Source organism: Micromonospora sp. WMMC250, assembly GCF_027460215.1.
GTDB classification, from domain to species: domain Bacteria; phylum Actinomycetota; class Actinomycetes; order Mycobacteriales; family Micromonosporaceae; genus Micromonospora; species Micromonospora taraxaci.
The window spans coordinates 4,314,306-4,339,137 of sequence record NZ_JAPZBJ010000002.1 but is presented as its reverse complement, the minus strand read 5'-3'; the positions used below and the strand labels follow the sequence as shown (position 1 = coordinate 4,339,137).

The following is a 24,832-nucleotide window of genomic DNA, read 5'->3' as shown; positions in this document are numbered from 1 at the left end:
CCTGAGAGTCCGCGCCGTCGCCGCGGCGGCCGAACCCGACGCTAGTCGGTCGTCGGAGGGGAACCGTGGGCGGGCGTCGGCACAGATCATGATCGGGACGGGTGGCGGGGTCGCTCCCGGCCGGTTGCCGTGCCACGATCAGTGCATGGGTCAGCTTCTGCTCCTCCTGGTCGTGGCATTGACTGTCGCGGCGGTCGTCTTCGGCGTGACGGTGCTGGTCAGCGGCCGCGATCCCGGCCTGGTTGCCGTCGAACCGGATTCGCAGGCCGTGGCGTTGCCCGGCACGCGACCGCTGCGCGAATCCGACGTGGGGGCGGTCCGTTTCGACACCGGGTTGCGCGGGTACCGGATGGCGCAGGTCGATCAGGCGATGCGCCGCGCCGCCTACGACATCGGCTACAAGTCGGAGCTGATCGGCGTGCTGGAGGCGGAGGTCACCGCGTTGCGTGAAGGTCGCACCGACGACGCCGACGCGCTGCGTCAGGCCCGCGAGCAGTCCGCCAGCAAGGTGACGGACGCGGACGCGGCGAAGCCGGACGGGGATGTGCCGCTGGACGGGGACGCCGGCTCCGGTTCGGCGCCCGTCGGCTCGGCCGGCGCGGCAGAGCTGCCCGCCGCGACCTCGTCGCCGGCGGACTCCGACGGCGTGGCGCCGGCAGTGGCGTCGGGCGACGGCGAGCCGGCAGATCGTGAGCAGACCGCCGACGGTGCCGGGCAGCGAGACGCGGTGGTCCGGTCGGAGACGGCGTGACCGACCCCGGAGGCGTTGACGACCTTCGGGAGGCGGCCCAACCCGGCGCCGGTGAGGTGACCGCCACGGTGATCGTCGCCGCCCCGGCGGAGCAGGTCTTCGCCGCGCTGCTCGCCTGGGAACGCCAGTCCGACTGGATCCCGTTCACCCGTGTGCGGGTGGTCGAGGGCGACGGGCGCGAGGGCAGTCGGATCGAGGCGGTGACCGCGCTTGGCCGGGCCACGCTGCGCGACGAGATGCGGGTCGTCCGCGTCGACGAACCGTACGAGATCGGCGTGGTGCACCACGGTCAGTTGCTGCGCGGCCCCGGTGTGCTGCGCTGCACCCAGCTGGGTCGGGCCCGCACCCAGGTGGTCTGGCACGAATGGTTCCACCTGCCCGGTGGTCGGGCCGGTCGGGTGGCCTGGCCGCTGCTCTGGCCCGGCTCCAAGATCGGTCTCACCCAGGCGCTGAAGAGGTTCGCCCGTCTGGTCGAGCAGGGTCGGCTGCCCTGACCACGCCCGGTGCCGGCTGCCAGCCCGGCGCTCGGAAGAGATACCCCGCCCGATGCCGCCACGTCACCGCGGCGCGAAGGTCCCGGGCGATCGAGGCGTACTCGTGGAAGGCCACCCGGACCGGGTTGTAGCTGCCCACGTTCTTGGTGAGGCCGTACACGCAGCGCTCCCGCTCCGGCGCGAACGAACCGAAGAGCCGGTCCCAGACGATCAGGATGCCGCCGAAGTTGCGGTCCAGGTAGCCGCCCTGCGAGGCGTGGTGCACCCGGTGGTGCGACGGGGTGTTGAACACCGCCTCGTACCAGCGCGGCATCCGGTCGATGCGCTCGGTGTGGATCCAGAACTGGTAGAGCAGGTTGACCGAGCCGCAGAAGGCGACCACCGCCGGGTGTACGCCGGCCAGGATCAGCGGGATGTAGAAGACCCAACTGGTCAGCCCGGTCCAGGGCTGGCGCAGTGCGGTGGAGAGGTTGAACCGCTCCGACGAGTGGTGCACCACGTGCGACGCCCAGAGGATCCGGATCACGTGGTGGCCGCGATGCGACCAGTAGTAGAAGAAGTCCTGCGCGAGCAGGATCAGCGGCCAGGTCCACCAGATCTCGGCCACCCGCAGCGGGGTGAACGCGTAGAGCAGCGCGTACGCGGCGGCGATCGGCACCTTCCACAGCAGGTCGGTGAAGATGCTGCCCAGACCCATCGCCAGGCTGGTCGCGGTGTCGGCGCCGCCGTAGCCGACCTCGTCGTCGTCGCGGTGCAGCAGGTAGGAGACCCGCTCCAGCACGATGAGCAGCACGAAGGCCGGGATCGACCAGGCGATGACGTCCGGGAACTCCTTCATCGCGCGGCCTCCGCTCGCCGTCGCCGGTCGGGGCGCACCGCTGGGCGACCCCGACTTACCGGTCGGTAACAAGCACCATAGGCAGCCGAACGACAGGTGGCAATGGGCTGTCGGTGCGATGCCCTAGCGTGTACGAGGTGACTGACCTGGTGATCGGCGCCGACGGGCTGGCGCGCTGCGCGTGGGGGGCGAGCACCCCCGACTACGCCGTCTACCACGACACCGAGTGGGGCCGGCCGCTGCACGGCGACGACGCGCTCTACGAGCGGATGACGCTGGAGGCGTTCCAGTCCGGGTTGTCCTGGTTGACCATCCTGCGCAAACGCCCGGCGTTCCGGCTGGCCTTCGACGAGTTCCACATCCCGACCGTGGCCGAGTACGACGACGCCGACGTGACCCGGCTGCTCGCCGACGCCGGCATCGTCCGCAACCGGGCCAAGATCGAGGCGGCGATCGCCAACGCCCGCGCCGCCCTGGAGCTGCCGGAGGGGTTGTCCGCCCTGCTCTGGTCCTTCGCGCCGGAGCGCCGGCCGGCCCGTCCCGCCTCGTTCGCCGAGCTCGCGCCCATCACCGCCGAATCGACGGCGATGGCCAAGGCCCTCAAGAAGCGCGGCTTCCGGTTCGTCGGCCCGACCACGGCGTACGCCCTGATGCAGGCGACCGGCATGGTCGACGATCACATCGTCGGCTGTCACGTCACCCTCCCACCGGCGACATGATGGGATGGCAGGCATGACGACCGAGACCGCCTACCGGGCCGACGGATCCGGCCGAGCCGACGGGGTGGGCACCTGGGCCGTGCTGCTGCCCGCCGAGCGGTACGAAGCCGAGCGGCTCGTGCACCACGACACGTTGGAGCTGACCGGCCTGGCCGACGTCTCCGGGCCGGGCCCGGGGGACCAGGTGGCCGTGCTGGTCGACGCCCCGCCCCGCCTGGTGGCCCTCGGCCGGGTCGCCGCTACGGCTCGCCGTCACCGGGAAGACCCGGACGACCCGCAGTCCGGCGTCGAGCCGGCGGAACTCGTCGTGTCGTACACCCGTCGGGCCTTCGACGAGCCGGTGCCGGCCGACCTGCTGACCCTCGACGGGCCGGTCAGCCCACTGGAACCGGCGGCCTTCCGGGCACTGGCCGACCAGCTCGGGCCGCCACCGGCACGCCGCACCTGGCTGGTCAGCCTCGATCTGCCGATCGAGGCCGGCTCGCCGGCCGAAGCGGTCCGCCTGTTCTGGTCCTACGTGCAGGAGCTGGGCCCGCGTGAGCTGCCGGCCTTCGTGTCACCGGCCGGCGACGAGCTGGCCATGCAGGCGTTCGTGCTGGGCGCCGAGGCCAACCAGGACCCGGAAGAGGACGACTAGAAGAGCTTGTCCAGCCGTCCCTTCCAGTCGGCGAGGACCGGGCCCGGGTCGGTGTCCAGCACGCGTTCGAGCAACGTGGCGTAGACGTCCCGGAAGTCGGTGGTGAACTTCAGGTCGCCGTCGTCGAGGTCGGTGAGACTCGGCGGTGCCCCGTGCCAGCCACCGCGTACGCCCGCGCCGAGCAGCAACACGTCGGAGGCGGTGCCGTGGTCGGTGCCGTCGGAGGCGTTGGCCCGGACGCGGCGGCCGAACTCGGAGTACACCGCCACCACCACCTTCCGCCCCGCCTCGGTGCGACTCATCCGGTCGGCGAAGCCGGTCAACGCCCGGTCCAGCTGACCGAGCAGGACGGCCTGCAACTGTTTCTCGTCGGCGTGGGTGTCGAAGCCGCCGAGCGACACCGAGAAGACCCGGGTCGACACTCCCGCCTCGACGCACTGCGCGACCAGGTCCAGTTGGGCGTCCAGCGGCGTCTTCGCCCCGCCGGTGGCGGTCGCCGGGGCCTGCTCGCCGTCCGGGTCCGCCAGGTCCGGGTCGTCGGAGTCGCGGACCTGACGGATCATCTCGTCCACCGATCGCAGGTCGGCGAAGCAGGCGGCGGCCCGGGCTCGCGCGGCGGACTCACCCGGCTCGGCGGCTTCGAACGCGGTGAGCGTCTGCGCCGGCAGCCCCTTGGCGGCCTTCCGGTCGGTCACCGGCACCGCGGCGCCGGCGCTCTGCGCACCGGCCAGCAGCGGTGGCAGCGCCGGTTCGAAGGAGACCGCCAGCCGGGGGTCGCCGCCGACCCGGTCCAGCCAACGCCCCAGCCACCCGGTGTTGCCCGGCCGGTCCGGCTGCGCGGTGTGCCAGATGTCCATCGACCGGAAGTGGCTGCGGTCCGGCTTCGGGTAGCCGACCCCGCGCACGATCGCCAGCCCACCCTTCGACCAGCGCTGGTGCAGACCCTCCAGCGCCGGGTTGAGACCGAAGTCGTCGTCCAGTCGCCGTACCTCCCCGTCCGGGTACGCCAGCTCGGGGCGGGCCGCCCGGTAGGCCGGGTCGCCGTACGGGATGACAGTGTTGAGCCCGTCGTTGCCGCCGTACAGGGTCACCAGCACCAGCGTGCGGGCCTGCGGATCGCGGTCCCCGCTGGTGTCCAACAGGTCCCGCATCGTGTACGCGCCGGCCCCGGCGGCCAGCGCGCCCGCGCCGACCACACCACTGGTCAGTAGGAACCTGCGTCGGGTCACCGTGTCCATGTCGACTCCTCCGCTCAGCTGACTGTGTATTCGGGGCTGACCAGGCCGGCGGCCAGCAGTTTGCGGGGCTCGTCGGCCAGGGGCGTGAGCGCGGCCCGGGTACGCGGGCCCCAGCCGTCGACCACCAGCAGTCGGGCCAACGCGTCCGGCCGGCCGGCGGTCGGTGCGGCGGTCAGCCGGGCCAGCACCGTCGACGCCGTGGCGGCGGCGAGCATCCCGGCCGTCCGCAGCCGGGCCTGCAACGACGAGGTGGTCAACCAGGCCGCGCCGGCCGGCCAGCCGCCCACGCTCGGCGGTCGCAGCGGCACCTGGTCCAGCGCGTTCAGACCACTCATCAGTTGCTTGCGCTGCTGCTCGGGCAGCTCCTTCGGGCGGATGCCGAGCTGCCGTAGCGCGCCCACCAGCCACTCCACCGGCTGCTTGACCAACGTGCCCCGGGTCTGCGCGAAGGCCGGCGAGGAGAAGATCGCGCGCATCGTCGCCACGGTGTCCGCGCCAGCCAGACCGTCCGGTGCCGGGATCTCGGCGCCGGCGTAGCGGAACCAGAGCCGCCCGGCCACGAACGTCGCCGACGCGGGTTGGGCGGCGAGCAGCCCGGCGTACGCCGGGGCGTCGAACCGGCCGCTCTGCCCGAGGATGGTCTTCTCGCCGGGGTCGTGTCGCTTGGCCTCGAAGCGGGCCACGCCGGTTCGCCGGTCGACAGTCCAACCGGTCAGGGCGCGTGCCCCGGCCTTCACGTCCGCCTCTGTGTAGTTGCCGATGCCGAGGGTGAACAACTCCATCAGCTCGCGGGCGAGGTTCTCGTTCGGTGCCTTGCGGGTGTTCTTCTGCCCGTCCAACCAGACGATCAGGGCGGGGTCGCGCACCATCGCGGCGACCAGTGGGCCCAGCGGTCCTCGCCCGTGGCGACGAAGGGTGTCCAACTGGCCCAGCATCGTCCGCGCGGACTTGACCTTCTGGGCGCTGGTCGCCCAGTGCCCGTGCCAGAAGAAGAGCAGCTTCTCGGTCAGCCCGTCCTCGGCGGCCACCATCCGGTCCAGCCACCATCCGGTGACCTGCTGGAGTTGCTCGCGGCGCTCGGCGTTGGCCTTCTGCCGCTGCTCCCGGGTGGACTCCTTGGTCAGCGCGGCGTACGGGTCCGGGGCCAGCGTCGGCGGCGGTGTGGCCGCCGCTCCCCGGTCGGGCCGTGCCGGGTCGAGCAGGCGGTCCACCGTCGCCGCCGGCCCGGCCCGCTCTGCCGCGTCCACCTCGTCGGCGGTCGGACCGAAGGTGGCCCGGCGCAGCAGGTGCGCCACCGCTTCACGATCGCTCATGACGGCCGACGCTAGGCGGCTCGTGTTCGAGGACGGTAAGGGCGGCGTCCGGATCGCGTTCAGCGTCCCTCGAAGACCGGTTTCTGCTTGCTCACGAAGGCGAGCGTGGACGCCCGGTGGTCGGCGGTGGCACCGCAGATCGACTGGGCCTGCGCCTCGGCCGCGAGGGCGTCGGCGAGGGTGCCGGCGTCGGCGATGGAGAGCTGCCGTTTGATCGCCCCGTACGCGACGGTGGGGCCGGCGGCGAGGCGGGCGGCCAACTCCTGAGCTGTCGGCAACACCTGCTCGTCGTCGTCCGTCAGCCGGTTGAGCAGCCCGAGCCGGCAGGCCTCCTCGGCGCGGACCGGCTCGGCCAGCATCAGCAGCTCCACCGCCTTGGCGTGGCCGACCAGTCGGGGGAGCGTCCAGGAGGCGCCGGTGTCGGCGGCGAGACCGACCTTGGCGAAGGCCATCAGGAAACTGGTGGTCGGGCCGCCGATGCGGATGTCGGCCAGGAACGCCAGCGACGCGCCGGCCCCGGCGGCCATCCCACGGACCGCGGCGATCACCGGTTTGGGCAGGTTGGCCAGCCGGGCGGCGATCGGGTTGTAGTGCGCCCGCACGGTGCCCAGAGGGTCGTTCGCGGAGCTCTCCAGGGTGTCCACGTGTTCGCGCAGGTCCTGACCGGCGCTGAACGACCCGCCCGCCCCGGCCAGCACCACCGCGCGGCAGGACCGGTCGGTCTCCAACTGCGCCAGGGTGTCGCGCAGCGCCTCCTTGAGCGGCACGTCGAGCGCGTTCATCGCGTTCGGCCGGTTCAGCGTGAGGGTCACGACGGCGTCGGTCCGGTCGACCAGCAGCGGCTCGGTCACGTGTCTAACGACCCTTCTGTCGTACGAGGCGGTTGCCGGCGTCGAGGCACTGTTCGACGTACCGGTCGGCGGCCGGACGCAGACGTGCCGCGTGCCGGTCGAAGAAGCTGGCCGCGGCGGTGCCGGGCCAGCGCTCGGGCAGCAGCGCCGGGGGCAGTTGCGGGTCCCGGAAGAGGAACGTACGCCACGCGTGCACGAGTCGGAACCGTGTCGCGTACGCCTCCTCGTCGCTGCTGCGCACTGTGACCGCCGCGAGCTGTGGGCGCTGGTCGGCGACGAACTGCTCGTAGGCGCGACCGATCTCGGCCAGGTTCCACGCCCGCCGGACCACACCCATCGCGCCGGGGGTGCCCGAGTGGTGCGCGGCGGTGAACCGCTCGAACCGGATACCGGCCTCGGCGAGGAGCAGGTCCACGTCGTCGGCGGGGCGGGTGGCGACCCAGGTCTGCTCGTCGAGCGTGCCGTAGCCGAGGAAGCTCAGATTGGAGGCGAGCCGCTGCCGGTCCCGTCGGGAGCCGGGGGCCTCCAACACCAGCAGATCGAACCGGCCGTCCCAGGTGACCCGGCCGGTCCGGTAGATCCGGGCGGCCGCCTCGTCGAGTCGTCGGGCTGCTTTCGGTGTGATCGAATATCCCGGTCCGGAGACCAACCGGAGAGGCTCGAGCCAGCCCTGGCGCACCATCCGCGACACGGCGGTGCGAACGGCGGGCGGCGCGATTCCCAGCGGTGCCAGTAGCTTGACCAGGGCAGCGACCGGTGCCCGGCCACCCCTCGGACGGAGGTGGTCGCCGTACAGGTCGAAGAGTGCCGACCGTGCCTGCATGACCGCACATTGTGACAGGCCTTCTCAAGATAAGCTAGATGCTGTTACATCAATGCTGCTCCGGTTTGGGTCCGGCGGTGTTCATCAGGGAAAATCGTTGGTCGACGCCCCCGTGACCGTTGCGGGTGGTCGTGACGAAGTGGCTGTGGGGCAACCCACCGACCCTGGTGTAGGTCTGAGGGGAGACAACATGGCGGCGATGAAGCCGCGGACGGGCGACGGTCCGCTGGAAGTCACCAAGGAGGGTCGGGGCATCGTCATGCGGGTCCCGCTGGAGGGCGGTGGCCGGCTCGTCGTCGAGATGACTCCCGACGAGGCCAACGCGCTTGGTGACGCGTTGAAGGCAGCGGCCGGCTGAGTGAGGAGTGGTCCGGGCGGCGCAGGCCGCCCGGAGCGTTCTTTCTGACCCTGGGCCACCGGTACCGCCGGTGGCTCAGGGTCTTCATCCGCGCGGGCAGGCGGGTTCGGCTCCGCTCCGCGAAACTCTCCTGGAGGTACGGTCCCGCGTGCTCGCCATCCGTCTGATCGCCGAGCCCGACCGGCTCGACGTCCTCGTCCTGCCCGTTCGTGCCGCCGAGTCGGCCGAGCTCGTGCCGACCGCGGTGACGCCTCCGGACGGCACTGCCGACGAGGCCGCCGCGCTGGTGCCGGCGGCCCGACTGACCGGCCGGGCCGGCGAGATCCACACGCAGGTTCGCCCCGGGCGTACCCCCGCCCGGATGCTCCTGCTCGGCGTCGGCGACGGTGATGAGGCGGCCTGGCGGACGGCCGGCGCCGCACTGGCTCGCGCCGCCACGGATGAGACGCATATCACCATCGCACTGCCGGTCGAGGTGACTCCGGCCGCAGTCCGCGGGTTCACCGAGGGGCTGCTGCTCGCCCCGTACCGGTTCCGTTTGACCGAGGCCGGCACCGCACCGACGCTCGACAGCGTCGACCTCCTGCTCGCCGACCCGACCGCGTTCGAGACCACCATCGCCACCGCCCGGACCACCGCGGCGATGACCCATCTCGCCCGTGACCTGACCAACACCCCCTCCTCGGTGAAGAATCCGCAGTGGTTCGCCGACCAGGTGGCCGCCGCCGCAGCCGATGTTCCGGACCTGCGGCTGCGGGTCCGTGGGCCGGCCGAACTCGCCGCCGAGGGCTTCGGTGGCATCCTCGCCGTCGGCGGAGGCTCGGCCAGCGGGCCCCGGCTCGTCGAGCTGGACTGGCACCCGGCTAACGCACGCACCCACGTGGTGCTGGTCGGCAAGGGCATCACCTTCGACACCGGCGGCATCTCCATCAAGCCGGTGCCGGCGATGAAGCTGATGCGCAAGGACATGGCGGGCGCGGCCGCAGTCGTCGCCGCCACCCTGGGAGCCGCCGAGATGCGGCTGCCGGTGCGGATCACCACGCTGGCCCCGCTCGCCGAGAACATGGTCAGCGGCGCGGCGTTCCGGCCCGGCGACGTCATCCGCCACTACGGCGGCACGACCAGCGAGACGACCAACTCCGACGCCGAGGGCCGCCTGGTCCTCGCCGACGCGTTGGCGTACGCGGTGCAGCAGCTCAAGCCGGACCTACTGCTCGACCTCGCCACGCTCACCGGCGCCAACGCCGTGGCCCTGGGCAAGCGCACCGGCGCCCTGTACAGCGAGAACGACCAACTGGCCGCCGACGTGCTGGCCGCAGCCGAGGCGGCCGGTGAGTCGGCGTGGCGGATGCCCCTGCACAACGACTACGTGGAATACCTGGGCAGCGAGATCGCCGACCTCTACAGCGCCCCGGCGCAGGGTGCCGGTTCGGTGCTGGCCGCGCTCTACCTGCGTGAGTTCACCGGCGAACTACGGGACCGATGGCTGCACCTGGACATGTCGGCCCCGTCCTGGGCCGACGGCGACCACGCCGAGGTCAGCCGAGGCGCGACCGGCTGGGGCGTCCGGTGGCTGCTGCGCTGGCTGGCCAGCGTCGACTGACAGGTCGGCGCTCAGCACTTCACAGCGGCGAGCAGCCCGTGCCCGACCGGGAGTAGCGCGGGAATCCAGTGCTCCGACTCCCGGACCGCCTTGATGGTCTCGCGGACCGTCACCGTCTCCGCGTCCCGAGCGGCCGGGTCACCGATCCGGCCGCTGGCGAGCACACCGTTGAGCGCGAGCACGCCACCCGGCCGCAGCAGCCGCAACGCCGCCTCCACACAGGCGTGGAAACCGGTCGCCTCCGCGTCGACGAACACCAGGTCGTACGCACCGTCGGCGAGCCGGGGCAGCACGTCGAGCGCGCGACCGGTGATGATGCGCGTGCGGCCCGCGGCGAAGCCCGCCTCGGCGAAGATCCGTCGGGCGATCCGCTGGTGCTCCACCTCCACGTCGATGGTGGTGAGCACCCCGTCCGCGCGCATGCCGCGCAGCAACCAGACCCCGCTCACCCCCGTGCCGGTGCCGATCTCGACCACGGCGCGCGCGTTGCCGGCGGCGGCCAGCAGCCGCAGTGCCGCACCCGCACCGGGGGTGACCGCGTCGAGACCCACCTCCCGGGCCAGGCTGCGGGCGGTGCGCATGACGAGATCCTCGGTGACGTACGACTCGGCGAACTGCTGAGCCTGGGCCGTCGAACTGCCGGAACCGGCGACCGTGGCGATGGGGCACCTCCGGGGGCGGTGCGTGGTGCGGGGGCGGGTTGGCACTGTGAGCGTAGAGGCGACCGTCGTGGAGCGCAGCCGCGCCTCCGCCTGTCGCGATCGCCGGGGCAACCGGTGACTCCACCGCGTACATCCGTGCAATCCTGGAGGCGGTATCCCGTCAGCCGCGACCGAACCGGCCCGTGGCCGGGCGACGCGGCGCGGGATCCGGGGACGGACTGGGAGGCACCGACGTGACCGACGGCTGGGAGTGGCGCCGGGGCGGTGAGACTCCGGCGCGACCGCCCGGGGCGGGGAACTCTCCGGCCGGGCCGCCGACCACGCCGGAGGCGGGCAACGCGTCCACCGTGCCGCCGGGCGGGCCGGCGCCGGGGCACCCGCCGGTGGCCGGTGCGCCCTCGCCGAGTTGGCCGGCACCGGGTTATCCGCCGGTGGCCGGTGGGCCCAACGCCGGGTCGGCGCCGGGTTGGCCGGCATCGACAGCGGGCGGGGTGCCCGGCCCGGCCGGGGCGTCGCCCTGGTGGTCGGACGCGCTCGCCGATCCGTGGCGGGACCCGGCCGCGCCGACCGCCGTGGTGGTGCCCGGGGCGGTGGTGGCCGGCATCGAACCCGAGGCGGTCACCGACCCGGACGCGCCAGGCCGACCGACGCTGCGTCACCTGCTGCTCATTCCCGTGATCACCGCCCTCCTGGCCGGCACCCTCGGTGGCGCGCTGGGCTACGCGTTCGCGGCTCGCGGCGGTGCGGGTGGTGCGGTCCTGGGCGGTGCCCCGGTAGAGCCGCCGGCGCTGGCCCAGCGCAAACCGGAGTCGCTGGCCGGTGTCGCCGAACGTGTCCTGCCCAGCGTGGTCACCGTCCGGGTCAGCAGTCTCGGCGGGACCAGCGAGGGCTCCGGCTTCATCGCCACCGCCGACGGCCATGTGATCACCAACGACCATGTGGTGGCCGGCGGCACCGGCAAGGCCTCGGTGGTCTTCAATGACGGCAGCAGCGCGCCGGCGACCATCGTCGGTCAGGACCCGGAATCCGACATCGCCGTGATCAAGGTGAGTCGTCCCGGGCTTCGTGCGGTGGAATTCGGGGACTCGGACGCGTTGGCCGTCGGTGACCCGGTGCTCGCCATGGGTTCCCCGTTGTCGCTGGCCAACACGGTCACCGCCGGCATCGTCAGCGCCCTGGACCGGACGATGCAGGCGGGCGAGCCGGGCGGGCCGGTGCGCTACTACGCGGCCATCCAGACCGACGCCGCTGTCAACCACGGCAACTCCGGCGGCCCGTTGGTCGACGGCGCCGGGCGGGTGGTGGGCGTGAACTCCACCATCAAGTCCCTGGTCGCCGAGGGGCAGGAGGCGGGCAACATCGGTCTCGCCTTCGCCATTCCGATCAACCAGGCCAAGCGGGTGACCCAGGACATCATCGGCACCGGCAAGGCCCGGCGTACGGTGATCGGCGCCCGGGTGGACGGCCCGAGCGGAGTTGTCGGGGGCGGCCTACGCCTGGCGGAGGTGGAACCCTCCGGCCCGGCGGACGGCGCCGGGTTGAAGGTCGGCGACGTGATCCTCAAGATCAATGGACGGCCGATGACCGAGCCGACCGACCTGACCGCCCTGGTGCGCAAGTACGCGCCGGGCTCGGTGGTGACCGTCGAGTTCCGGCGAGGCTCAGCCCGGCAGAACACCTCGGTGAGACTCGCCGCGGACGCGAAGTGAACAGCGGCTCACCCCTTGCCCGAAGGCTGCCCGGCGTGCGTAGTCTTGCTGCTGACGCCGAGAGGGGGCCAACGGGATGCTCGACAACCTGAACTGGTGGGAGATCGGAGCGCTGCTGCTCCTCGCGCTGCTGATCTTCGGCGACCGGCTGCCCGCGGTCATCACCGACGGCCTGCGGTTGGTGCGCAACCTGCGCAACATGGCCCGCAACGCCACCGGCGACCTGAGTCGCGAGCTGGGCACCGACATCCAGCTGGAGGATCTGCACCCGAAGGCGTTCATCCGCAAGCACCTCCTCAGCGAGGAGGACGAGGCGGCGATCCGCAAGCCGTTGCAGGGCGTCTACGACAACCTCCGCGCCGACGTCAGCACCGTGCACGACGACCTGAAGGACGTGGCCAACGCCGCGGACCTGCGCTCGGGCGGTTCCCGGTCCAGCACGGCCACCAGCAGCCCGTCGGCGCCGGCCCCCCGCGCCAGCTACGACGACGCCACCTGATCGACCCGCCGTACCGCCCCGGCCCTCTGCTGAGTGCTGATCGACTCGGATTTCCGGAAGTCGGCCTGTCGACCAGCGCCGGATGCCCCGACATCCGGAAAGTCGAGTCGATCACGAGACGACTCAGCCCGCCGGCCGGCAGGCGGCCGACGGGCTGACGGTGTTCGTGACGGTCAGCGGCCGGCGGGCTTCAGGCCGAGCGGCTTGCCGAGCAGCGACTCACGGCGTACCGCGAGCCGGTCGGCGATCGTGCCGAGCGCCGTCGCGGCCGGGGACTCCGGCTCGGCCAGCACGATCGGGTTGCCCGCGTCGCCGGCCTCGCGGACCCGGGTGTCCAGCGGGATCTGCCCGAGCAGCGGCACCTGCGCGCCGATGGTCCGGCTCAGCGACTCCGCGACGGCCGTGCCACCGCCGGCGCCGAAGATCTCCATCCGGGAGCCGTCCGGAAGTTCCAGCCAGGACATGTTCTCGATGACCCCGACCACGCGCTGGTGGGTCTGCAGGGCGATCGCCCCGGCCCGTTCCGCCACCTCGGCGGCGGCGGTCTGCGGGGTGGTGACGATCAGGATCTCCGAGTTGGGCAGCAACTGGGCCAGCGAGATGGCCACGTCACCCGTGCCCGGGGGCAGGTCGAGCAGGAGCACGTCCAGGTCGCCCCAGTAGACGTCGGCGAGGAACTGCTGCAACGCCCGGTGCAGCATCGGGCCACGCCACACCACTGCGGCGTTGCCGGACGTGAACATGCCGATGGAGATGACCTTCACGCCGTGCGCCTGCGGCGGCATGATCATGTCTTCGACCCGGGTGGGTTTGCCGTCCGCACCGAGCATGCGGGGCACCGAGTGGCCGTAGATGTCCGCGTCGACCACTCCGACGGAGAGCCCACGTGCGGCGAGCGCCGCCGCCAGGTTGACCGTCACGCTGGACTTGCCGACGCCACCCTTGCCGCTGGCCACCGCGTACACGCGGGTGCGCGAGCCGGGCTGGGCGAACGGGATGACCGGCTCCTCGGTGGCACCGCCGCCGCGCAGCTGCGACTGCAACGACTGGCGCTGCTCCGGGGTCATCACCCCGAAATCGATCTCCACACCGGTGACGCCGGGCACCGCGGCGACGGCGGCGGTGATGTCCGTACGCAGCTTGTCCTTGAGCGGGCATCCGGCGACGGTGAGCAGCAGCTCGACGCGTACGACGCCGCTGGCAGCGATCGTGGCGGAGCGGACCATGCCCAGCTCGGTGATGGGCCGGCGGATCTCCGGGTCGTTGACGGTGGCCAGGGCGGCCTGGATCGCGTCCTCGACGGTGCTCACGGGTGCTGACATGCCCGCAATGCTACGTCGCGGGGCATCCCCTGCCTCCGCTGCCCGGTGCGGTGTGAGCCAATCGATGGCCCGCCGGTCAGCCCTCCGACCGGCGCGGCCCGGTGCCGTCCGGGCGGGCGTCGCGGGCGAAGTCACCGTCCAGGTCGTCGCGGGGTTCGTCCAGGCTGACCCCGTCGGTCGGCCGCTGCCCGCGCCGCTCCTGTTGACGCCGCTCCAGCCGCTGCCGGCGCTGCCCCACCTCGTCCAGCTCCTCGGCCAGCCGGGCCAGCTCGGAGCGGAGGAAGTCGCGGGTCGCCACCTCGCCCAACGCGATCCGCAGCGCGGCGATCTCCCGAGCCAGGTACTCGGTGTCCGCCTTCTGCGCGGTGGCTCGCCGCCGGTCCTCCTCCGCCGCCAACCGGTCGCGGTCGGCCTGTCGGTTCTGCGCCAGCAGGATCAGTGGCGCGGCGTAGCTGGCCTGCAACGACAGCACCAGGGTCAGGAACGTGAACGTGTACGGGTCGAAGCGCAGGTTTGCCGGGGCCAACGTGTTCCAGAGGAACCAGATCGTGATCACCACCGTCATGACGACGATGAAGTTCGCGGTCCCCATGCCCCGGGCGATGCCCTCCGACCACCTGCCGAACGCCTCGGCGTCGAAGCGGGGCAGTTTGATGCCCCGAGGCTCGCGGGGCTGGTCCAGCCGTTCGGTCCGCCGCTGCTCAGCCATCCGCGCCATCCAACACGGCGTCGGTGGCGCCCGGGGCGGGCAGGGCGTCCCGGTCCCGCCAGTCCCGGGGTAGCGAGTGGTCCAGCACGTCGTCCACCGTCACGGCGCCGACCAGCCGGTTGTTCCGGTCGATCACCGGCATGGCGACCAGGTCGTAGGTGGCCATCCGGCGGGTGATCTCCGGCAGCGGTGTGGTGGGGCGCAGCGGATCGATGTCGTTGACCACCACCTTGCCCAGCAGGTCGGCCGGGGGTTCGCGCAGCAGCGCCTGGAAGTGCACCATGCCCAGGTAGCGGCCGGTCGGCGTGTTCTGCGGTGCCCGGGTCACGAAGACCTGCGCGGCGACGGCGGGGGAGAGCTGTGGCTCCCGGATCCGGGCCAGCGCCTCGGCGACGGTGGCGTCCGGAGGCAGGATGACCGGCTCCGAGGTCATCACGCTGCCGGCCGTGCCCGGGGTGTACTTCAGCAGCTGACGCACCGGGTCGGCCTCGTCCGGTTCCATCAGGTCCAGCAGCACGTCCTGCTCGGGCGGGGGCAGCTCGTTGAGCAGGTCCGCGGCGTCGTCCGGGTCCATCTCCTCCAAGACATCGGCGGCCCGCTCCCGGTCGAGGGCGGCGAGGATCTCCACCTGGTCGTGCTCCGGCAGCTCGCTGAGCACGTCGGCCAGCCGCTCGTCGTCCAGCGCCGCCGCCACCTCGTTGCGCCGCGCGTCCGGCAGATCCTGCAACGCGTTGGCCAGGTCGGCGGGGCGCATGTCCTCCAGCACGGCGAGCAGGTTGGCAGTGCCCCGGTTGTCGGCGATGCCGCTGAGCCCGCGCACCCGGTCCCACTCGACCTGGTGCAGGTGACCGCGGCGGCTGAGCCGACCGGTCTGCTCGCGTACGGCGACCCGGGTCAGCGACCACTCGCCGCCCCGGGAGCACTCCATGGCGACGTCCACCACCGCGCCGGGCTGGCCGCCCGGGTCGAGTTGCACCCGCCGGTCCAGCAGTTCCTGGAGCACCAGCAGCTCGTTCGGGCGCTTCTCGAACCGGCGCAGGTTGAGGGTGCCGGAGCCGAGCACGACGGCGTCCGCGTCGATGGAGGTGATCCGGTTGATGGACAGGAAGATCCGACGACGCATCGGCATCTCGGCGACCAGGCCCACCACCTCCGGCGGACGTTTCGTCGCCCGGAGCCGCGCCACGGCGTCACGCACCCGGCCCACCTGGTCACCGTTCGGATCGAAGACGGCGACTCCGGCGAGACGGGCGATGTAGATCCGGGTCGGCGTGCTCACGGGCACCAGCCTAAGCGCCTAGTGTTTATCAACATGTCGACCTTGGCCTACGAGATCGTGGACGTCTTCACCGACCGCCCCTTCGCCGGCAACCCGCTGGCCGTGGTGTTCGGCGCGGAAGGGCTGGCCACCGAGCAGATGCAGGCACTCGCGTTGGAGTTCAACCTCTCCGAGACGGTGTTCGTGCTGCCTCCGACCCAGGTCGGCGTCACCTACCGGGCACGGATCTTCACTCCGGTGGAGGAGTTGCCGTTCGCCGGGCACCCGAGTGTCGGCGCGGCGGTCACCGCGAGTCGGCGGGGCATGTTCGGTGTGGGGTCTGTCACCCAGGAGTGCCACGCCGGGGTGCTGCCGATCGAGGTGACCCCCTCCGGGGCGACGCTGACCGGTGGCACACCGACCCTCGGGCCGGAGCTGGATCCGGAGCCGCTGCTGGAGATCGCCGGGCTGACCGCTGACGACCACGTCGGCCCGGCGCCACGCGTCGCCGGCTGTGGCTTGGAGTTCCCGTACCTGCCGGTGCGTCCGGAGTCGGTGGCCCGCGCCACTGTGAACGCGGCCGCGGCGCAGCGGTACGGGGTCTCGCACGTCAGCGTCTTCTCCTGGGACGGGACGACGCAAACCGCGCACGCCCGGGTCTTCGTGCCCGGCATCGGCATTCCGGAGGACCCGGCGACCGGCTCGGCGGCGCTCGGCCTGGGTGTCTGGCTGGTGGCGACGGGCCTGCTGCCGGGCGAGGGGCTGTCCCGTTACGCGGTCCGTCAGGGTGTCGAGATGAACCGCCCGTCGGCCCTGGCCTGCACGGTCACCGCGGCGAACGGCGTGGCGGTCGGCGCGACGGTCGCCGGTCAGGTCATGCCGGTGGCCCGGGGTGAGATCGCCGTCCCGCCGTTCGTCGGTTGAGTCCGGACGCCGATGCGGGAGGATGCGAGGGTGACTGACGACACACAGGGCTCGACGCCGCTGGTCGACGAGGCGATGAAGAAGGCCGCGGTGGCCTGGGTGAGCGTGTCGGGCGGGCCGGCGCTCGCGCTCTGGTGCGCCCCTCTCGAGGGCGCGCTCCTGGTGGTCAGCGGGCCGGGCGAGCAGGCGGCGCCGGGCCTGGCCGACGCGACCGAGGCGCAGGTCTCCCTGCGTGGCGACCACGGTGGTCGGATCGTCACCTGGCCGGCGAGTGTGAGCCGGGTGCGGCCGGGCACCGAGGAGTGGGACACCATCGCGCCGCTGGTGGCGGCGAAGCGCCTCAACGCGGCCGGGCCGACCGCCGACCTGGTGGCCCGCTGGGCTGCCGAGGGGTGCGCGGTGAACCGGCTCGCCCCGACGGGGACACCGCTGGCCGGCACGGAGCTGCCGGCCGACGCGCAGGCCGAGCCACCCCGGGCCACCCCGGCGGTCCGGGCCACGCGCAAGCCGTTCCGCCTGCACCGGGTTCGTCGTCGCTGATCGGCTCGTCATGCCGCCCGGCCGCCGACCCCCACCACCTCGGCGTCGCTGTCGACGAGGGCCAGCACCTCGCCCAGGGTGGCGAGCGTCGGCCCGCGCCAGTCCAGGTCGGCGTTGAACACCATGTGCGTGGCCAGGTCCGGGGCGGCGAGCCGGACGGCCGTCATCCCGGTCCGCTCGGCGCCGGTCAACTCCTGGCTGCCGCCGTCACCGACGTACAGGCAGTCGCCGGGCGTCAGCCCGAGTCGCTGGCAGGCGGTCAGGTAGAGCGCCGGATCCGGTTTGCACCGTCCGACCTGCACCGAGAAGACCCGCACGTCGAGCAGGGGGGCGATGGCGAGCTGGGGCAGGAAGGCCGGCAGTTCGTGCGTACAGTCGCTGATCACACCGGTGCGCAGGCCACGCTGGCGTAGGGCCGCGAGGACCGGCACGGCGTCGGCCCGTAGCCAGGTGTCCGCGCGGACCGCCCGGTGTCGGGACGCCACGGCCGCCCGCACCGCATGGTCACTGGGGTGTACGCCGGCCTGGGCGCACACCCAGCGAAGGGTCGCCTCGGCGTTGCCGAGCAGACCGGTGGCCCGTTCGTAGTAGGTACGGTCCAGCACCTCGGTCAACGTGTCGGTGTGACAGCCGAGCAGCTCGGCTGTGCTGGCGTGCGCGACACCGCGCTGCACCGAGCGGGTCAGGGTGCCGAAGAAGTCGAACAGCACCGCCTGGTAGGTGGGCATGGGGGAGCGCCTCCGGGCGGTCGAGGGTCGCCGGCGCGGACGCGCGTGATCGTAACGGAGTGATGACCCTCCGTGCTGTCCGTCATACGTGTGAGGATTACGTCCCGTGCCCCCACCTTCACACCGGCCGTCACTGGATCCGCTGACCACCGGCGCGGTCGGCCTGGCCGTGGTCGCGGTGTCGTCGTCCGCGCCGCTGATCGCGTACGCCGCCGCGCCCGCGCTGGCCATCGCGTTCTGGCGCAACCTGCTCGCGGTCGCCGTGCTGGGCCCGTTCTCGCTGGCCCGACGCCGTGCCGAGTTCCGCCGGCTCGCCAGCGGCGTGGGTCGGCGGGAGGGGTTGTTCTGTGTCCTGTCCGGTGTCGCGCTGGCCGGTCACTTCGCCACCTGGGTGCCGAGCGCCCAACTCACCACCGTCGCCACGTCCACCGCGCTGGTGGCCACCCAGCCGGTCTGGCAGGGGCTGATCGCCCGCGTGCAGGGGCGTCGGCTGCCGCGGATCGTGTGGATCGGCATCGCCGTGGCGGTCGGCGGGGCGGCGGTCGCCACCGGCGTGGACGTGGGGGTCTCCGGTCGGGCCGTCCTCGGCGACGTGCTGGCGCTGGCCGGCGCCATGTTCGCCGCCGTCTACACCGCCTTCGGCGAACGGGCCCGGACCAGCATCAGCACCACCACGTACACCACCATCTGCTACGGGATCTGCGCGCTGATCCTGCTGGCCATGTGCCTGGTCGGCGGCGTACGGCTGACCGGGTTCGACGGGCGCACCTGGCTGGCCATCCTGGCCCTGGTGGTCGGCGCTCAACTGCTCGGGCACTCGATGTTCAACTACGCCCTGCAGAAGATCCCGGCGACCACGGTGAGCGTGCTGATCCTGCTGGAGGCGCCCGGTGCGGCGCTGCTCGGGTGGGCCTGGCTGGGGCAGGTTCCCCGCCCGTACGCGCTGCTGGGGATGGCGTTGCTGCTGGCCGGTGTGGCGGTGGTGGTGGTCGGCGGCCGTCGGACCGCACCGGCCGCCTTGCCGACCGACCCGACCCCGCTCGACGACTGATCACCCGCCGGTTCCCTCCGGGACCGGCCCGCCGCGCGTCTATCCGGTGAGGAGGGCGATCCGTTGACGACTGAGGACCGCACCCGGGACGGCTTCGCCGACTTCGTCCGGGCCGAGACCGCCGGGCTGACCCGGCTCGCGTACCTGTTGACCGGTGACCGGCACCATGCCGAGGATCTGGTCCAGGTGGCGCTGGCGCGGGTCGCGGTGCGGTGGGAGCGGATCGCTGACCCGCGCGCCTACCTGCGTCGGGTGCTGTGCACGCAGGCGGCCAGTTGGTGGCGCTGGCGGCGGGCCCGCCCGCCCGAGCGGTTGGACGGGGCGCTGCCGGAACGCGCTGGACCCGGCGACGACACCGATCTGCGGCTGGTGCTGTCGGCGGCGTTGGCCCGGCTGACCGCGCGGCAGCGCGCGGTCCTCGTGTTGCGCTACTACGAGGACCGCACCGAGACGGAGACGGCAGCGCTGCTCGGTTGCCGGGTGGGCACCGTGAAGAGCCAGACCCGGCACGCCCTTCGCCGGCTGCGGGTGCTCGCCCCCGAGTTGGCCGAACTCGTCGGCCAGAGCCCGCAGGAGGTGACCTCCCGATGACCGCCCGACTCTCCGAGACGCTGCGGCGCCTCGCCGCCGACGTGCCACCCGCGCGCGTACCGGACGGGCTCTTCGACACGGCGCGGACCCGGCACCGTCGTCGCCGGGCCGCCGTCGCCGGCGCGCTCGCCGTCCTGGTCCTTTTCCTCGGCACCGGGTACGCGCTGCACCCGGTTTCCCTGCCCCTGCCCGCCGCCCCGAGTCACGACACCCCCGGCCTACCGACCAAGCTGGTCGACCCGCCGCTGCGGACCGCCTCCGTGGGTCACTCGGCACCTGGCGTGGCGGCGATGCTCTTCGGTGGTCCCGCCGTACGCACCAACTGGTTCGAAACCCGGATGGGTGTGGTGGCGGCGGACGACGACCGCTACCGGGTGCTGGACGGCGATCCGGCCGTCGCGGGTTTCGAGGCGTTGCTCTCCCCGGACGGCCGGTACGCCTGGGTGGGCGATTCCCTCATCGACCTGAAGTCCGGGAAGAGCACCCCGGATCGCCCGGACGGCTACCCGCTCGCCTTCGCGCCGAACGGGAAACGCCTGGTCTACGCCGACCCCGACACCACGTTCACGTCCCCGAACACATACTCCACGCCGTACGTCGGGGTCTACGACCGGGATCGCGGGACGGACGTGCTGCGGGTGCCTGTCGACACCGCCTGGATCCCGCCGGGGCGCACTGCCGCGCTGTCGCCGGACGGCGGTGACCTGGCCCTCCAGGTTCGCGACGAGGTCTGGCTGACCCGGGTGGACGACGCGGGGGCGGATCGGGTCGCCACGCCGTACCGGAAGCTGCCGCTGGCCGGCGGGCGGCTCGCCGGTGCCGGCTCCTGGTTGCCGGACGGGCGGTCGGTGGCGGTCCTGGGCCGGTCCACCTGTACCGACTGCCCGGTGCCGTCCTACCGGCGCACCTGGACACTGGCAGTGCGGTCCACAACCGACGGCACCCCGTTGGCCGGCGTGGCGTTCCCGCCGATGCGCTCCCGCTCGTTCGTGCAACTGCTCGGCTGGCGCTCGGCGGACGAGGCTGTCGCGTTGGTCGGTGTGCCCGGGCCGGAGGCGGAGGACCTCCCGGAGGAGCACGACGTCGCGTGGGGGCCGTATCACGAGGTCGGCACGGAGGCGGTGGAACTGGTGGTGCTCCGTCGGGGCGCGACAGCGCCGGACGTGCTCTTCCGAACCCCGGAGGGCATCACCGACCTGTCGGTCGCCGCCGACCTCGCGATCAGTGGGGCGGTACGCGAGTCCGGCCGCCCCCACTACGGGCCGCCGCCGTTCTGGGCGCTCGCCGTGGGTTTCATCCTGGTGGTCCTGGTCGCTGTGCCGGTGCTGTCGGGGCTGCGACGCTGGCGTGACCGACGACGGGCTCGTGTACCTCGATGACCCGGGTGGTCGGGGCGGCCGCACCGAGCGCGCTCCGCAGGGCCGCCCGGTCCGGGTCGGCGAGGAACGACTCGTAGCCGGCCCGGGAGTCGAACCGGATCACGTGCACCTCGGTCCGGCCGTCGGTGCCGTGCAACCGCCGGTCGAGGTGGCCGCCGTGTCGTTCGAGCAGGGACAGCACGACGTCTTCGTAACGCTGTCCGGCCGTCTCGGCACCGGCGGCGAACTCGACGACCGCGACGAGTGTCAGCCCGGCGGCGCTAGTCATCGATGCCCACCGCCTTGGCGCTGGCCTCCCAGAGCCGGGCCGCGAGGTGCGGGTTCGTGGCCTTCCGGTACGGCCGACGCAGCCGACGGTCGACGTAGTAGCCCCCGTCGACCAGCCGGGACCGGTCCTGGTTGGCCAACCACACCAGGGTCTCGGCGCCCTTCTCCGGGCTGCGGAAGGGCATGAACCGCATACCGATGGCCACCAGCCTGCTGTCGTTGCCGAACCGGGTACGCACCACCCCCGGGTGGAAGCTGTACGCGGACATCCTCGGCCAGCGGCGGGCCGCCTCGGCGGTGAAGAGGATGTTCGCCTGTTTGCTGGTGCCGTACGCGCTCGTCGACCGGTAGCCGCGCAGTGGCGCGTTCAGGTCGTCCGGGTCCAACGCGCCGAAGCGGTGCGCTCCGGAGGCGGTCACCACGACCCGGCCCACCCGGTCGGCGAGCAGATTGGTCAGCAGGAACGGGGCCAGATGGTTGGCCTGGATGGACATCTCGAAACCGTCGACGGTGGTGAGCGGTTGCAACGCGATAGCCCCGGCGTTGTTGGCGAGCACGTCGATCCGGTCGTACGTCGCCCGTAGCTGCTCGGCGAGCCGGCGTACGTCGTCGAGGATCGCGAAGTCGGCCCGGAACAACTCCGGACGCTCACCGGAGTTCTCGCGTACCCGTTCCGCTGCGGCCTGGAGTCGCGCCGGGTCCCGTCCGACCAGCACCACCTGGTCACCTCGGCAGGCCAGCCCCACGGCGGCCGCCAGCCCGATGCCGGAGCTGGCCCCGGTCACCACCACCAGCCGACGCCCAGTGAGATCTTCCACAGGTCCATTCACCCCGGTCATGGCGCGAGGTTACCGTGGCGTCACAACGCCCTTTGGGATCGTTAAGGTCTCGGATCTGTCGTCAGGTGGCGTCGGCATGCCCGCCGGACGCTGGAAGGAGCGCATCCATGGCCGTAGTCGGTCGCCCCCGCAGGTCCTGCCTCGCCGTCCCGGGTTCCAGCGTGAAGATGCTGGGCAAGGCCCAGGGTCTCCCGGCCGACCAGGTCTTCCTCGACCTGGAGGACGCCGTCGCCCCGCTGGCCAAGGCGGACGCGCGCAAGAACATCGTGGCCGCCCTCAACGAGGGTGACTGGGCCGGCAAGACCCGGGTGGTCCGGGTCAACGACCTGACCACCCCGTGGACCTACCGGGACGTGATCGAGGTCGTCGAGGGGGCCGGCGCGAACCTGGACTGCGTCATGCTGCCCAAGGTGCAGACCGCCGCCCAGGTGCAGTGGCTGGACCTGACGCTCACCCAGATCGAGAAGACGATCGGCCTGGAGGTCGGCCGGATCGGCATCGAGGCGCAGATCGAGAACGCCGCCGGACTGGTCAACGTGGACGGGATCGCCGCTGCCTCGCCGCGCGTGGAGACGATCATCTTCGGCCCGGCCGACTTCATGGCGTCGATCAACATGAAGTCGCTGGTGGTCGGCGGCCTGATCCCGGACTACCCGGGCGACCCGTACCACTACATCCTGATGCGGATCCTGATGGCCGCGCGGATGCACGACAAGCAGGCCATCGACGGCCCGTTCCTGCAGATCCGCGACGTCGACGCGTTCCGCGAGGTGGCCAAGCGTTCCGCGGCGCTGGGCTTCGACGGCAAGTGGGTGCTGCACCCGGGCCAGATCGACGCCGCCAACGAGGTGTACCAGCCGGCGCAGGCCGACTACGACCACGCCGAGCTGATTCTCGACGCGTACGAGCACTACACCTCCGAGGCCGGTGGCCGGCTGGGCGCGGTGATGCTCGGCGACGAGATGATCGACGAGGCGTCCCGCAAGATGGCCCTCGTCATCTCCGCGAAGGGTCGGGCCGCCGGCATGAGCCGTACCTCGTCGTTCACCCCACCGGCGGAGTGACGCGCGCCGGGCCGGACCGACAGCCACCGGCCGTCGACCCGGCCCGGGTGGTACGCCGACCCGGCCGCCGCTCTCAGTAGCTGCTGCTGCCGCTGTCGCCGGTCGTGATCGCGAAGATGATCGCGGCGACGTAGAAGGCGATGCCCAGCACCATCAGCGCGGTGATGATCCAGCCGACGATGATGCCGGCCTTCGCCATCCCCTCACCGCCCTCGCCGCTGACCCGGATCTGCTTCTGCGCCACGTGGCCGAGGATCGCCCCGATCGGCGCGGTGACGCCGCAGGTGGTGACACCGACCAGGGCCAGCACCAGCGAGGCGATGGCCAGCCCGTTGGTCTTCGGCTGCGGCGGGTAGCCGTATCCGGGGTGCTGCGGCGGGTAGCCGGGCGGTGGCCCGTACGCCGCCACCGGCTGCCCCGGCGGCATCTTCGCACCCGCGTACGGGTCGCCCGCCGTGTACGGATCCACGGGCGCGTACGGGTCACCTGGCGCGTACGGGTTGGCGGGGCCGGGCTGGGTGGGTACCGGCTGACCGGCCACCACTGTCGGGTCCGTTGCGGGGCTCGACGGCTGGGCCGACCACGTGGGGTCGCTCCAGCCGCCGGGCGGCGGGGGATTTGTCATACGAACTCTCCGTCAGGTCGGGTGCGGCATCAGGGTAGCCAGCACCGCCCAAACCCGACGCCCCCGCTACCGGGTGCCGCGTTGCTCGGGCAGGTCCCAGCGGGCAGGATCCTGGCATGGCATTCGACGCGCGCGCCGCGGACCGTTCCGGCAGCCGACCCCGACGGGACGTGAGCCGCCCAGGCGTCGCCCGGCGTGCCCGTACGGCAGGGCCGACGGGCAGTTCCGGTTCCGACGAGCCGGTCGCACTCGGGGATCCGGTGACCATGCGGCTCGACGGCAGGGTCGCCCTGGTGACCGGGGCGGGCAGCCCGGACGGCATCGGGTACGCCACCGCCCGCCGTCTGGCTGACCTGGGCGCCCGCGTGGCCATCGTCTCCACCACCCGGCGCATCCACGAGCGGGCCGGTGAGCTGGGGGTGACCGGTTTCGTCGCGGACCTGACCGACGAGTCCGAGGTCGGTGCGCTCGCCGACGCGGTCGCCGAGCAGTTGGGCGACGTCGAGGTGCTGGTCAACAACGCAGGCCTGGCCAGCCGTGCCAGCCAGGGGGTGCTGCGGCCGGTCGCCCAGCTGACCTACGACGAGTGGCGCGGCGAGATCGACCGCAACCTGTCCACGGCGTTCCTGTGCAGCCGTGCGTTCATCGGAGGCATGGCCGAGCGGGGCTGGGGTCGGATCGTCAACCTCGCGGCCACGGCCGGCCCGGTCAACGCCCTGCCCACCGAGGCCGCGTACGCGGCGGCGAAGGCAGGGGTCGTCGGGCTGACCCGGGCGTTGGCCATGGAAATGATCGCCGACGGGGTGACGGTGAACGCGGTCGCGCCGGGCACGATCTACACCGCCGCGTCCACGATGGCCGAGATCAAGCAGGGATTGGGCACTCCGGTGGGTCGACCGGGCACTCCGGACGAGGTCGCCGCGGCGATCAGCTTCCTCTGCTCGCCGGCCGCCTCGTACATCACGGGTCAGATGCTGGTGGTGGACGGCGGCAACAGCGTCCGCGAGGCGCGGTTCCGCTGACCTCGGCGGCCCACGACG

28 protein-coding genes are annotated in these 24,832 nt (G+C 72.5%); 15 read left to right on the top strand and 13 right to left on the bottom strand.

Going from position 1 to position 24,832, the window contains the following annotated elements:
• Positions 1–145: 145 nt before the first annotated feature.
• Positions 146–751: a DivIVA domain-containing protein gene (locus O3438_RS19425; protein WP_269681274.1), complete on the top strand. Its 606-nt coding sequence runs from the start codon at positions 146–148 to the stop codon at positions 749–751.
• The gene (locus O3438_RS19420; protein ID WP_269681273.1) at positions 748–1,245 is read left to right on the top strand and encodes an SRPBCC family protein; all 498 of its coding nucleotides are present in this window, start codon (positions 748–750) and stop codon (positions 1,243–1,245) included. The genes O3438_RS19425 and O3438_RS19420 overlap by 4 nt, the downstream gene beginning before the upstream one ends.
• Here O3438_RS19420 and O3438_RS19415 read toward each other — a convergent pair.
• Positions 1,190–2,083 carry a sterol desaturase family protein gene (locus O3438_RS19415; RefSeq protein ID WP_269681272.1) on the bottom strand — a complete coding sequence of 298 codons (894 nt, stop codon included), beginning with the start codon at positions 2,081–2,083 and terminating at the stop codon, positions 1,190–1,192. The genes O3438_RS19420 and O3438_RS19415 overlap by 56 nt on opposite strands.
• A 137-nt stretch (positions 2,084–2,220) precedes the next feature.
• On the opposite strand from O3438_RS19415, the gene O3438_RS19410 reads away from it, so the two are divergent.
• Both O3438_RS19410 and O3438_RS19405 read left to right on the top strand, forming a co-directional pair.
• Positions 2,221–2,802 carry a DNA-3-methyladenine glycosylase I gene (locus O3438_RS19410; protein ID WP_269681271.1) on the top strand — a complete coding sequence of 194 codons (582 nt, stop codon included), beginning with the start codon at positions 2,221–2,223 and terminating at the stop codon, positions 2,800–2,802.
• Positions 2,803–2,815: 13 nt separating this feature from the next.
• Complete coding sequence (locus tag O3438_RS19405) at positions 2,816–3,439, top strand: hypothetical protein (RefSeq protein ID WP_269681270.1); 624 nt, start codon at positions 2,816–2,818, stop codon at positions 3,437–3,439.
• Here the strand turns inward: O3438_RS19405 and O3438_RS19400 are convergent.
• The 4 genes from O3438_RS19400 to O3438_RS19385 are packed head-to-tail and all read right to left on the bottom strand — an operon-like array spanning position 3,436 to position 7,664.
• Positions 3,436–4,677: a DUF1501 domain-containing protein gene (locus O3438_RS19400; protein WP_269681269.1), complete on the bottom strand. Its 1,242-nt coding sequence runs from the start codon at positions 4,675–4,677 to the stop codon at positions 3,436–3,438. The genes O3438_RS19405 and O3438_RS19400 overlap by 4 nt on opposite strands.
• 14 nt (positions 4,678–4,691) lie before the next feature.
• Complete coding sequence (locus O3438_RS19395; RefSeq protein WP_269681268.1) at positions 4,692–5,990, bottom strand: DUF1800 domain-containing protein; 1,299 nt, start codon at positions 5,988–5,990, stop codon at positions 4,692–4,694.
• A 59-nt stretch (positions 5,991–6,049) separates the two neighbouring features.
• A complete protein-coding gene (locus O3438_RS19390; RefSeq protein ID WP_269681267.1) occupies positions 6,050–6,841 on the bottom strand; it encodes an enoyl-CoA hydratase-related protein in 792 nt (263 codons plus the stop codon).
• Positions 6,842–6,845: 4 nt separating this feature from the next.
• Entirely contained in the window at positions 6,846–7,664 is an 819-nt protein-coding gene (locus O3438_RS19385) for a PaaX family transcriptional regulator (RefSeq protein ID WP_269681266.1), read from the bottom strand.
• A gap of 190 nt (positions 7,665–7,854) precedes the next feature.
• On the opposite strand from O3438_RS19385, the gene O3438_RS19380 reads away from it, so the two are divergent.
• A complete protein-coding gene (locus O3438_RS19380; protein WP_007455245.1) occupies positions 7,855–8,022 on the top strand; it encodes a DUF3117 domain-containing protein in 168 nt (55 codons plus the stop codon).
• A 148-nt stretch (positions 8,023–8,170) separates the two neighbouring features.
• Positions 8,171–9,625, top strand: a complete 1,455-nt coding sequence (locus O3438_RS19375; protein WP_269681265.1) for a leucyl aminopeptidase family protein — start codon at positions 8,171–8,173, stop codon at positions 9,623–9,625.
• Between the two features lie 11 nt (positions 9,626–9,636).
• Here the strand turns inward: O3438_RS19375 and O3438_RS19370 are convergent, their stop codons facing one another.
• Positions 9,637–10,206: an O-methyltransferase gene (locus tag O3438_RS19370; protein WP_145786483.1), complete on the bottom strand. Its 570-nt coding sequence runs from the start codon at positions 10,204–10,206 to the stop codon at positions 9,637–9,639.
• A gap of 314 nt (positions 10,207–10,520) precedes the next feature.
• Here O3438_RS19370 and O3438_RS19365 point away from each other — a divergent pair, with 314 nt between their 5' ends.
• Both O3438_RS19365 and O3438_RS19360 read left to right on the top strand, forming a co-directional pair.
• Positions 10,521–11,996 carry a trypsin-like peptidase domain-containing protein gene (locus O3438_RS19365; RefSeq protein ID WP_442929624.1) on the top strand — a complete coding sequence of 492 codons (1,476 nt, stop codon included), beginning with the start codon at positions 10,521–10,523 and terminating at the stop codon, positions 11,994–11,996.
• A gap of 76 nt (positions 11,997–12,072) precedes the next feature.
• Positions 12,073–12,495, top strand: coding sequence for a preprotein translocase subunit TatB (locus O3438_RS19360; protein WP_088986499.1), 423 nt, complete (start codon positions 12,073–12,075; stop codon positions 12,493–12,495).
• 173 nt (positions 12,496–12,668) lie between these two features.
• Here O3438_RS19360 and O3438_RS19355 read toward each other — a convergent pair whose 3' ends face one another.
• From O3438_RS19355 to O3438_RS19345, 3 genes are all read right to left on the bottom strand, one after another.
• Entirely contained in the window at positions 12,669–13,817 is a 1,149-nt protein-coding gene (locus O3438_RS19355) for an Mrp/NBP35 family ATP-binding protein (protein WP_269681264.1), read from the bottom strand.
• A gap of 76 nt (positions 13,818–13,893) precedes the next feature.
• Positions 13,894–14,526, bottom strand: a complete 633-nt coding sequence (locus tag O3438_RS19350; RefSeq protein ID WP_269681263.1) for a DUF1003 domain-containing protein — start codon at positions 14,524–14,526, stop codon at positions 13,894–13,896.
• Positions 14,519–15,805, bottom strand: coding sequence for a magnesium transporter MgtE N-terminal domain-containing protein (locus O3438_RS19345; protein ID WP_269681262.1), 1,287 nt, complete (start codon positions 15,803–15,805; stop codon positions 14,519–14,521). The genes O3438_RS19350 and O3438_RS19345 overlap by 8 nt, the downstream gene beginning before the upstream one ends.
• 33 nt (positions 15,806–15,838) lie before the next feature.
• Here O3438_RS19345 and O3438_RS19340 point away from each other — a divergent pair, with 33 nt between their 5' ends.
• Together O3438_RS19340 and O3438_RS19335 are read left to right on the top strand one after the other, a co-directional pair.
• Positions 15,839–16,708 carry a PhzF family phenazine biosynthesis protein gene (locus O3438_RS19340; RefSeq protein ID WP_269681261.1) on the top strand — a complete coding sequence of 290 codons (870 nt, stop codon included), beginning with the start codon at positions 15,839–15,841 and terminating at the stop codon, positions 16,706–16,708.
• Positions 16,709–16,720: 12 nt separating this feature from the next.
• Positions 16,721–17,248 carry a hypothetical protein gene (locus O3438_RS19335; protein ID WP_269681260.1) on the top strand — a complete coding sequence of 176 codons (528 nt, stop codon included), beginning with the start codon at positions 16,721–16,723 and terminating at the stop codon, positions 17,246–17,248.
• Positions 17,249–17,256: 8 nt separating this feature from the next.
• Here the strand turns inward: O3438_RS19335 and O3438_RS19330 are convergent, their stop codons facing one another.
• Entirely contained in the window at positions 17,257–17,976 is a 720-nt protein-coding gene (locus tag O3438_RS19330; RefSeq protein WP_269681259.1) for an HAD family hydrolase, read from the bottom strand.
• A 106-nt stretch (positions 17,977–18,082) separates the two neighbouring features.
• Here O3438_RS19330 and O3438_RS19325 point away from each other — a divergent pair, with 106 nt between their 5' ends.
• The 3 genes from O3438_RS19325 (at position 18,083) to O3438_RS19315 (ending at position 20,997) form a co-directional block, all read left to right on the top strand.
• Positions 18,083–19,027, top strand: coding sequence for a DMT family transporter (locus O3438_RS19325; protein ID WP_269681258.1), 945 nt, complete (start codon positions 18,083–18,085; stop codon positions 19,025–19,027).
• A 63-nt stretch (positions 19,028–19,090) separates the two neighbouring features.
• The gene (locus tag O3438_RS19320; RefSeq protein WP_269681257.1) at positions 19,091–19,618 is read left to right on the top strand and encodes a SigE family RNA polymerase sigma factor; all 528 of its coding nucleotides are present in this window, start codon (positions 19,091–19,093) and stop codon (positions 19,616–19,618) included.
• Entirely contained in the window at positions 19,615–20,997 is a 1,383-nt protein-coding gene (locus O3438_RS19315; RefSeq protein WP_269681256.1) for a hypothetical protein, read from the top strand. The genes O3438_RS19320 and O3438_RS19315 overlap by 4 nt, the downstream gene beginning before the upstream one ends.
• Here the strand turns inward: O3438_RS19315 and O3438_RS19310 are convergent.
• Both O3438_RS19310 and O3438_RS19305 read right to left on the bottom strand, forming a co-directional pair.
• Positions 20,912–21,265, bottom strand: a complete 354-nt coding sequence (locus O3438_RS19310) for a hypothetical protein (protein WP_269681255.1) — start codon at positions 21,263–21,265, stop codon at positions 20,912–20,914. The two genes, O3438_RS19315 and O3438_RS19310, sit on opposite strands and share 86 nt — an antisense overlap.
• On the bottom strand, positions 21,258–22,082 hold the full coding sequence (locus O3438_RS19305; RefSeq protein WP_269683690.1) for an SDR family NAD(P)-dependent oxidoreductase: 825 nt from the start codon (positions 22,080–22,082) through the stop codon (positions 21,258–21,260). The genes O3438_RS19310 and O3438_RS19305 overlap by 8 nt, the downstream gene beginning before the upstream one ends.
• Positions 22,083–22,210: 128 nt before the next feature.
• Here O3438_RS19305 and O3438_RS19300 point away from each other — a divergent pair, with 128 nt between their 5' ends.
• Positions 22,211–23,167 carry an HpcH/HpaI aldolase/citrate lyase family protein gene (locus O3438_RS19300; RefSeq protein WP_269681254.1) on the top strand — a complete coding sequence of 319 codons (957 nt, stop codon included), beginning with the start codon at positions 22,211–22,213 and terminating at the stop codon, positions 23,165–23,167.
• A 73-nt stretch (positions 23,168–23,240) separates the two neighbouring features.
• Here O3438_RS19300 and O3438_RS19295 read toward each other — a convergent pair whose 3' ends face one another.
• Entirely contained in the window at positions 23,241–23,792 is a 552-nt protein-coding gene (locus O3438_RS19295) for a DUF4190 domain-containing protein (RefSeq protein WP_269681253.1), read from the bottom strand.
• 116 nt (positions 23,793–23,908) lie between these two features.
• Between O3438_RS19295 and O3438_RS19290 the strand changes: the two genes are divergently transcribed.
• A complete protein-coding gene (locus O3438_RS19290; RefSeq protein ID WP_269681252.1) occupies positions 23,909–24,814 on the top strand; it encodes an SDR family NAD(P)-dependent oxidoreductase in 906 nt (301 codons plus the stop codon).
• Positions 24,815–24,832 lie beyond the last annotated feature (18 nt).

Bases quoted from the DNA above. Each gene is read 5' to 3' on its own strand.
- O3438_RS19425 (WP_269681274.1), top strand. From the start codon at position 146: ATGGGTCAGCTTCTGCTCCTCCTGGTCGTGGCATTGACTGTCGCGGCG.
- O3438_RS19415 (WP_269681272.1), bottom strand. From the start codon at position 2,083: ATGAAGGAGTTCCCGGACGTCATCGCCTGGTCGATCCCGGCCTTCGTG.
- O3438_RS19405 (WP_269681270.1), top strand. From the start codon at position 2,816: ATGACGACCGAGACCGCCTACCGGGCCGACGGATCCGGCCGAGCCGAC.
- O3438_RS19400 (WP_269681269.1), bottom strand. From the start codon at position 4,677: ATGGACACGGTGACCCGACGCAGGTTCCTACTGACCAGTGGTGTGGTC.
- O3438_RS19395 (WP_269681268.1), bottom strand. From the start codon at position 5,990: ATGAGCGATCGTGAAGCGGTGGCGCACCTGCTGCGCCGGGCCACCTTC.
- O3438_RS19385 (WP_269681266.1), bottom strand. From the start codon at position 7,664: ATGCAGGCACGGTCGGCACTCTTCGACCTGTACGGCGACCACCTCCGT.
- O3438_RS19380 (WP_007455245.1), top strand. From the start codon at position 7,855: ATGGCGGCGATGAAGCCGCGGACGGGCGACGGTCCGCTGGAAGTCACC.
- O3438_RS19370 (WP_145786483.1), bottom strand. From the start codon at position 10,206: ATGCGCACCGCCCGCAGCCTGGCCCGGGAGGTGGGTCTCGACGCGGTC.
- O3438_RS19360 (WP_088986499.1), top strand. From the start codon at position 12,073: ATGCTCGACAACCTGAACTGGTGGGAGATCGGAGCGCTGCTGCTCCTC.
- O3438_RS19355 (WP_269681264.1), bottom strand. From the start codon at position 13,817: ATGTCAGCACCCGTGAGCACCGTCGAGGACGCGATCCAGGCCGCCCTG.
- O3438_RS19350 (WP_269681263.1), bottom strand. From the start codon at position 14,526: ATGGCTGAGCAGCGGCGGACCGAACGGCTGGACCAGCCCCGCGAGCCT.
- O3438_RS19340 (WP_269681261.1), top strand. From the start codon at position 15,839: ATGTCGACCTTGGCCTACGAGATCGTGGACGTCTTCACCGACCGCCCC.
- O3438_RS19335 (WP_269681260.1), top strand. From the start codon at position 16,721: ATGCGGGAGGATGCGAGGGTGACTGACGACACACAGGGCTCGACGCCG.
- O3438_RS19330 (WP_269681259.1), bottom strand. From the start codon at position 17,976: ATGCCCACCTACCAGGCGGTGCTGTTCGACTTCTTCGGCACCCTGACC.
- O3438_RS19315 (WP_269681256.1), top strand. From the start codon at position 19,615: ATGACCGCCCGACTCTCCGAGACGCTGCGGCGCCTCGCCGCCGACGTG.
- O3438_RS19310 (WP_269681255.1), bottom strand. From the start codon at position 21,265: ATGACTAGCGCCGCCGGGCTGACACTCGTCGCGGTCGTCGAGTTCGCC.
- O3438_RS19300 (WP_269681254.1), top strand. From the start codon at position 22,211: ATGGCCGTAGTCGGTCGCCCCCGCAGGTCCTGCCTCGCCGTCCCGGGT.
- O3438_RS19295 (WP_269681253.1), bottom strand. From the start codon at position 23,792: ATGACAAATCCCCCGCCGCCCGGCGGCTGGAGCGACCCCACGTGGTCG.
- O3438_RS19290 (WP_269681252.1), top strand. From the start codon at position 23,909: ATGGCATTCGACGCGCGCGCCGCGGACCGTTCCGGCAGCCGACCCCGA.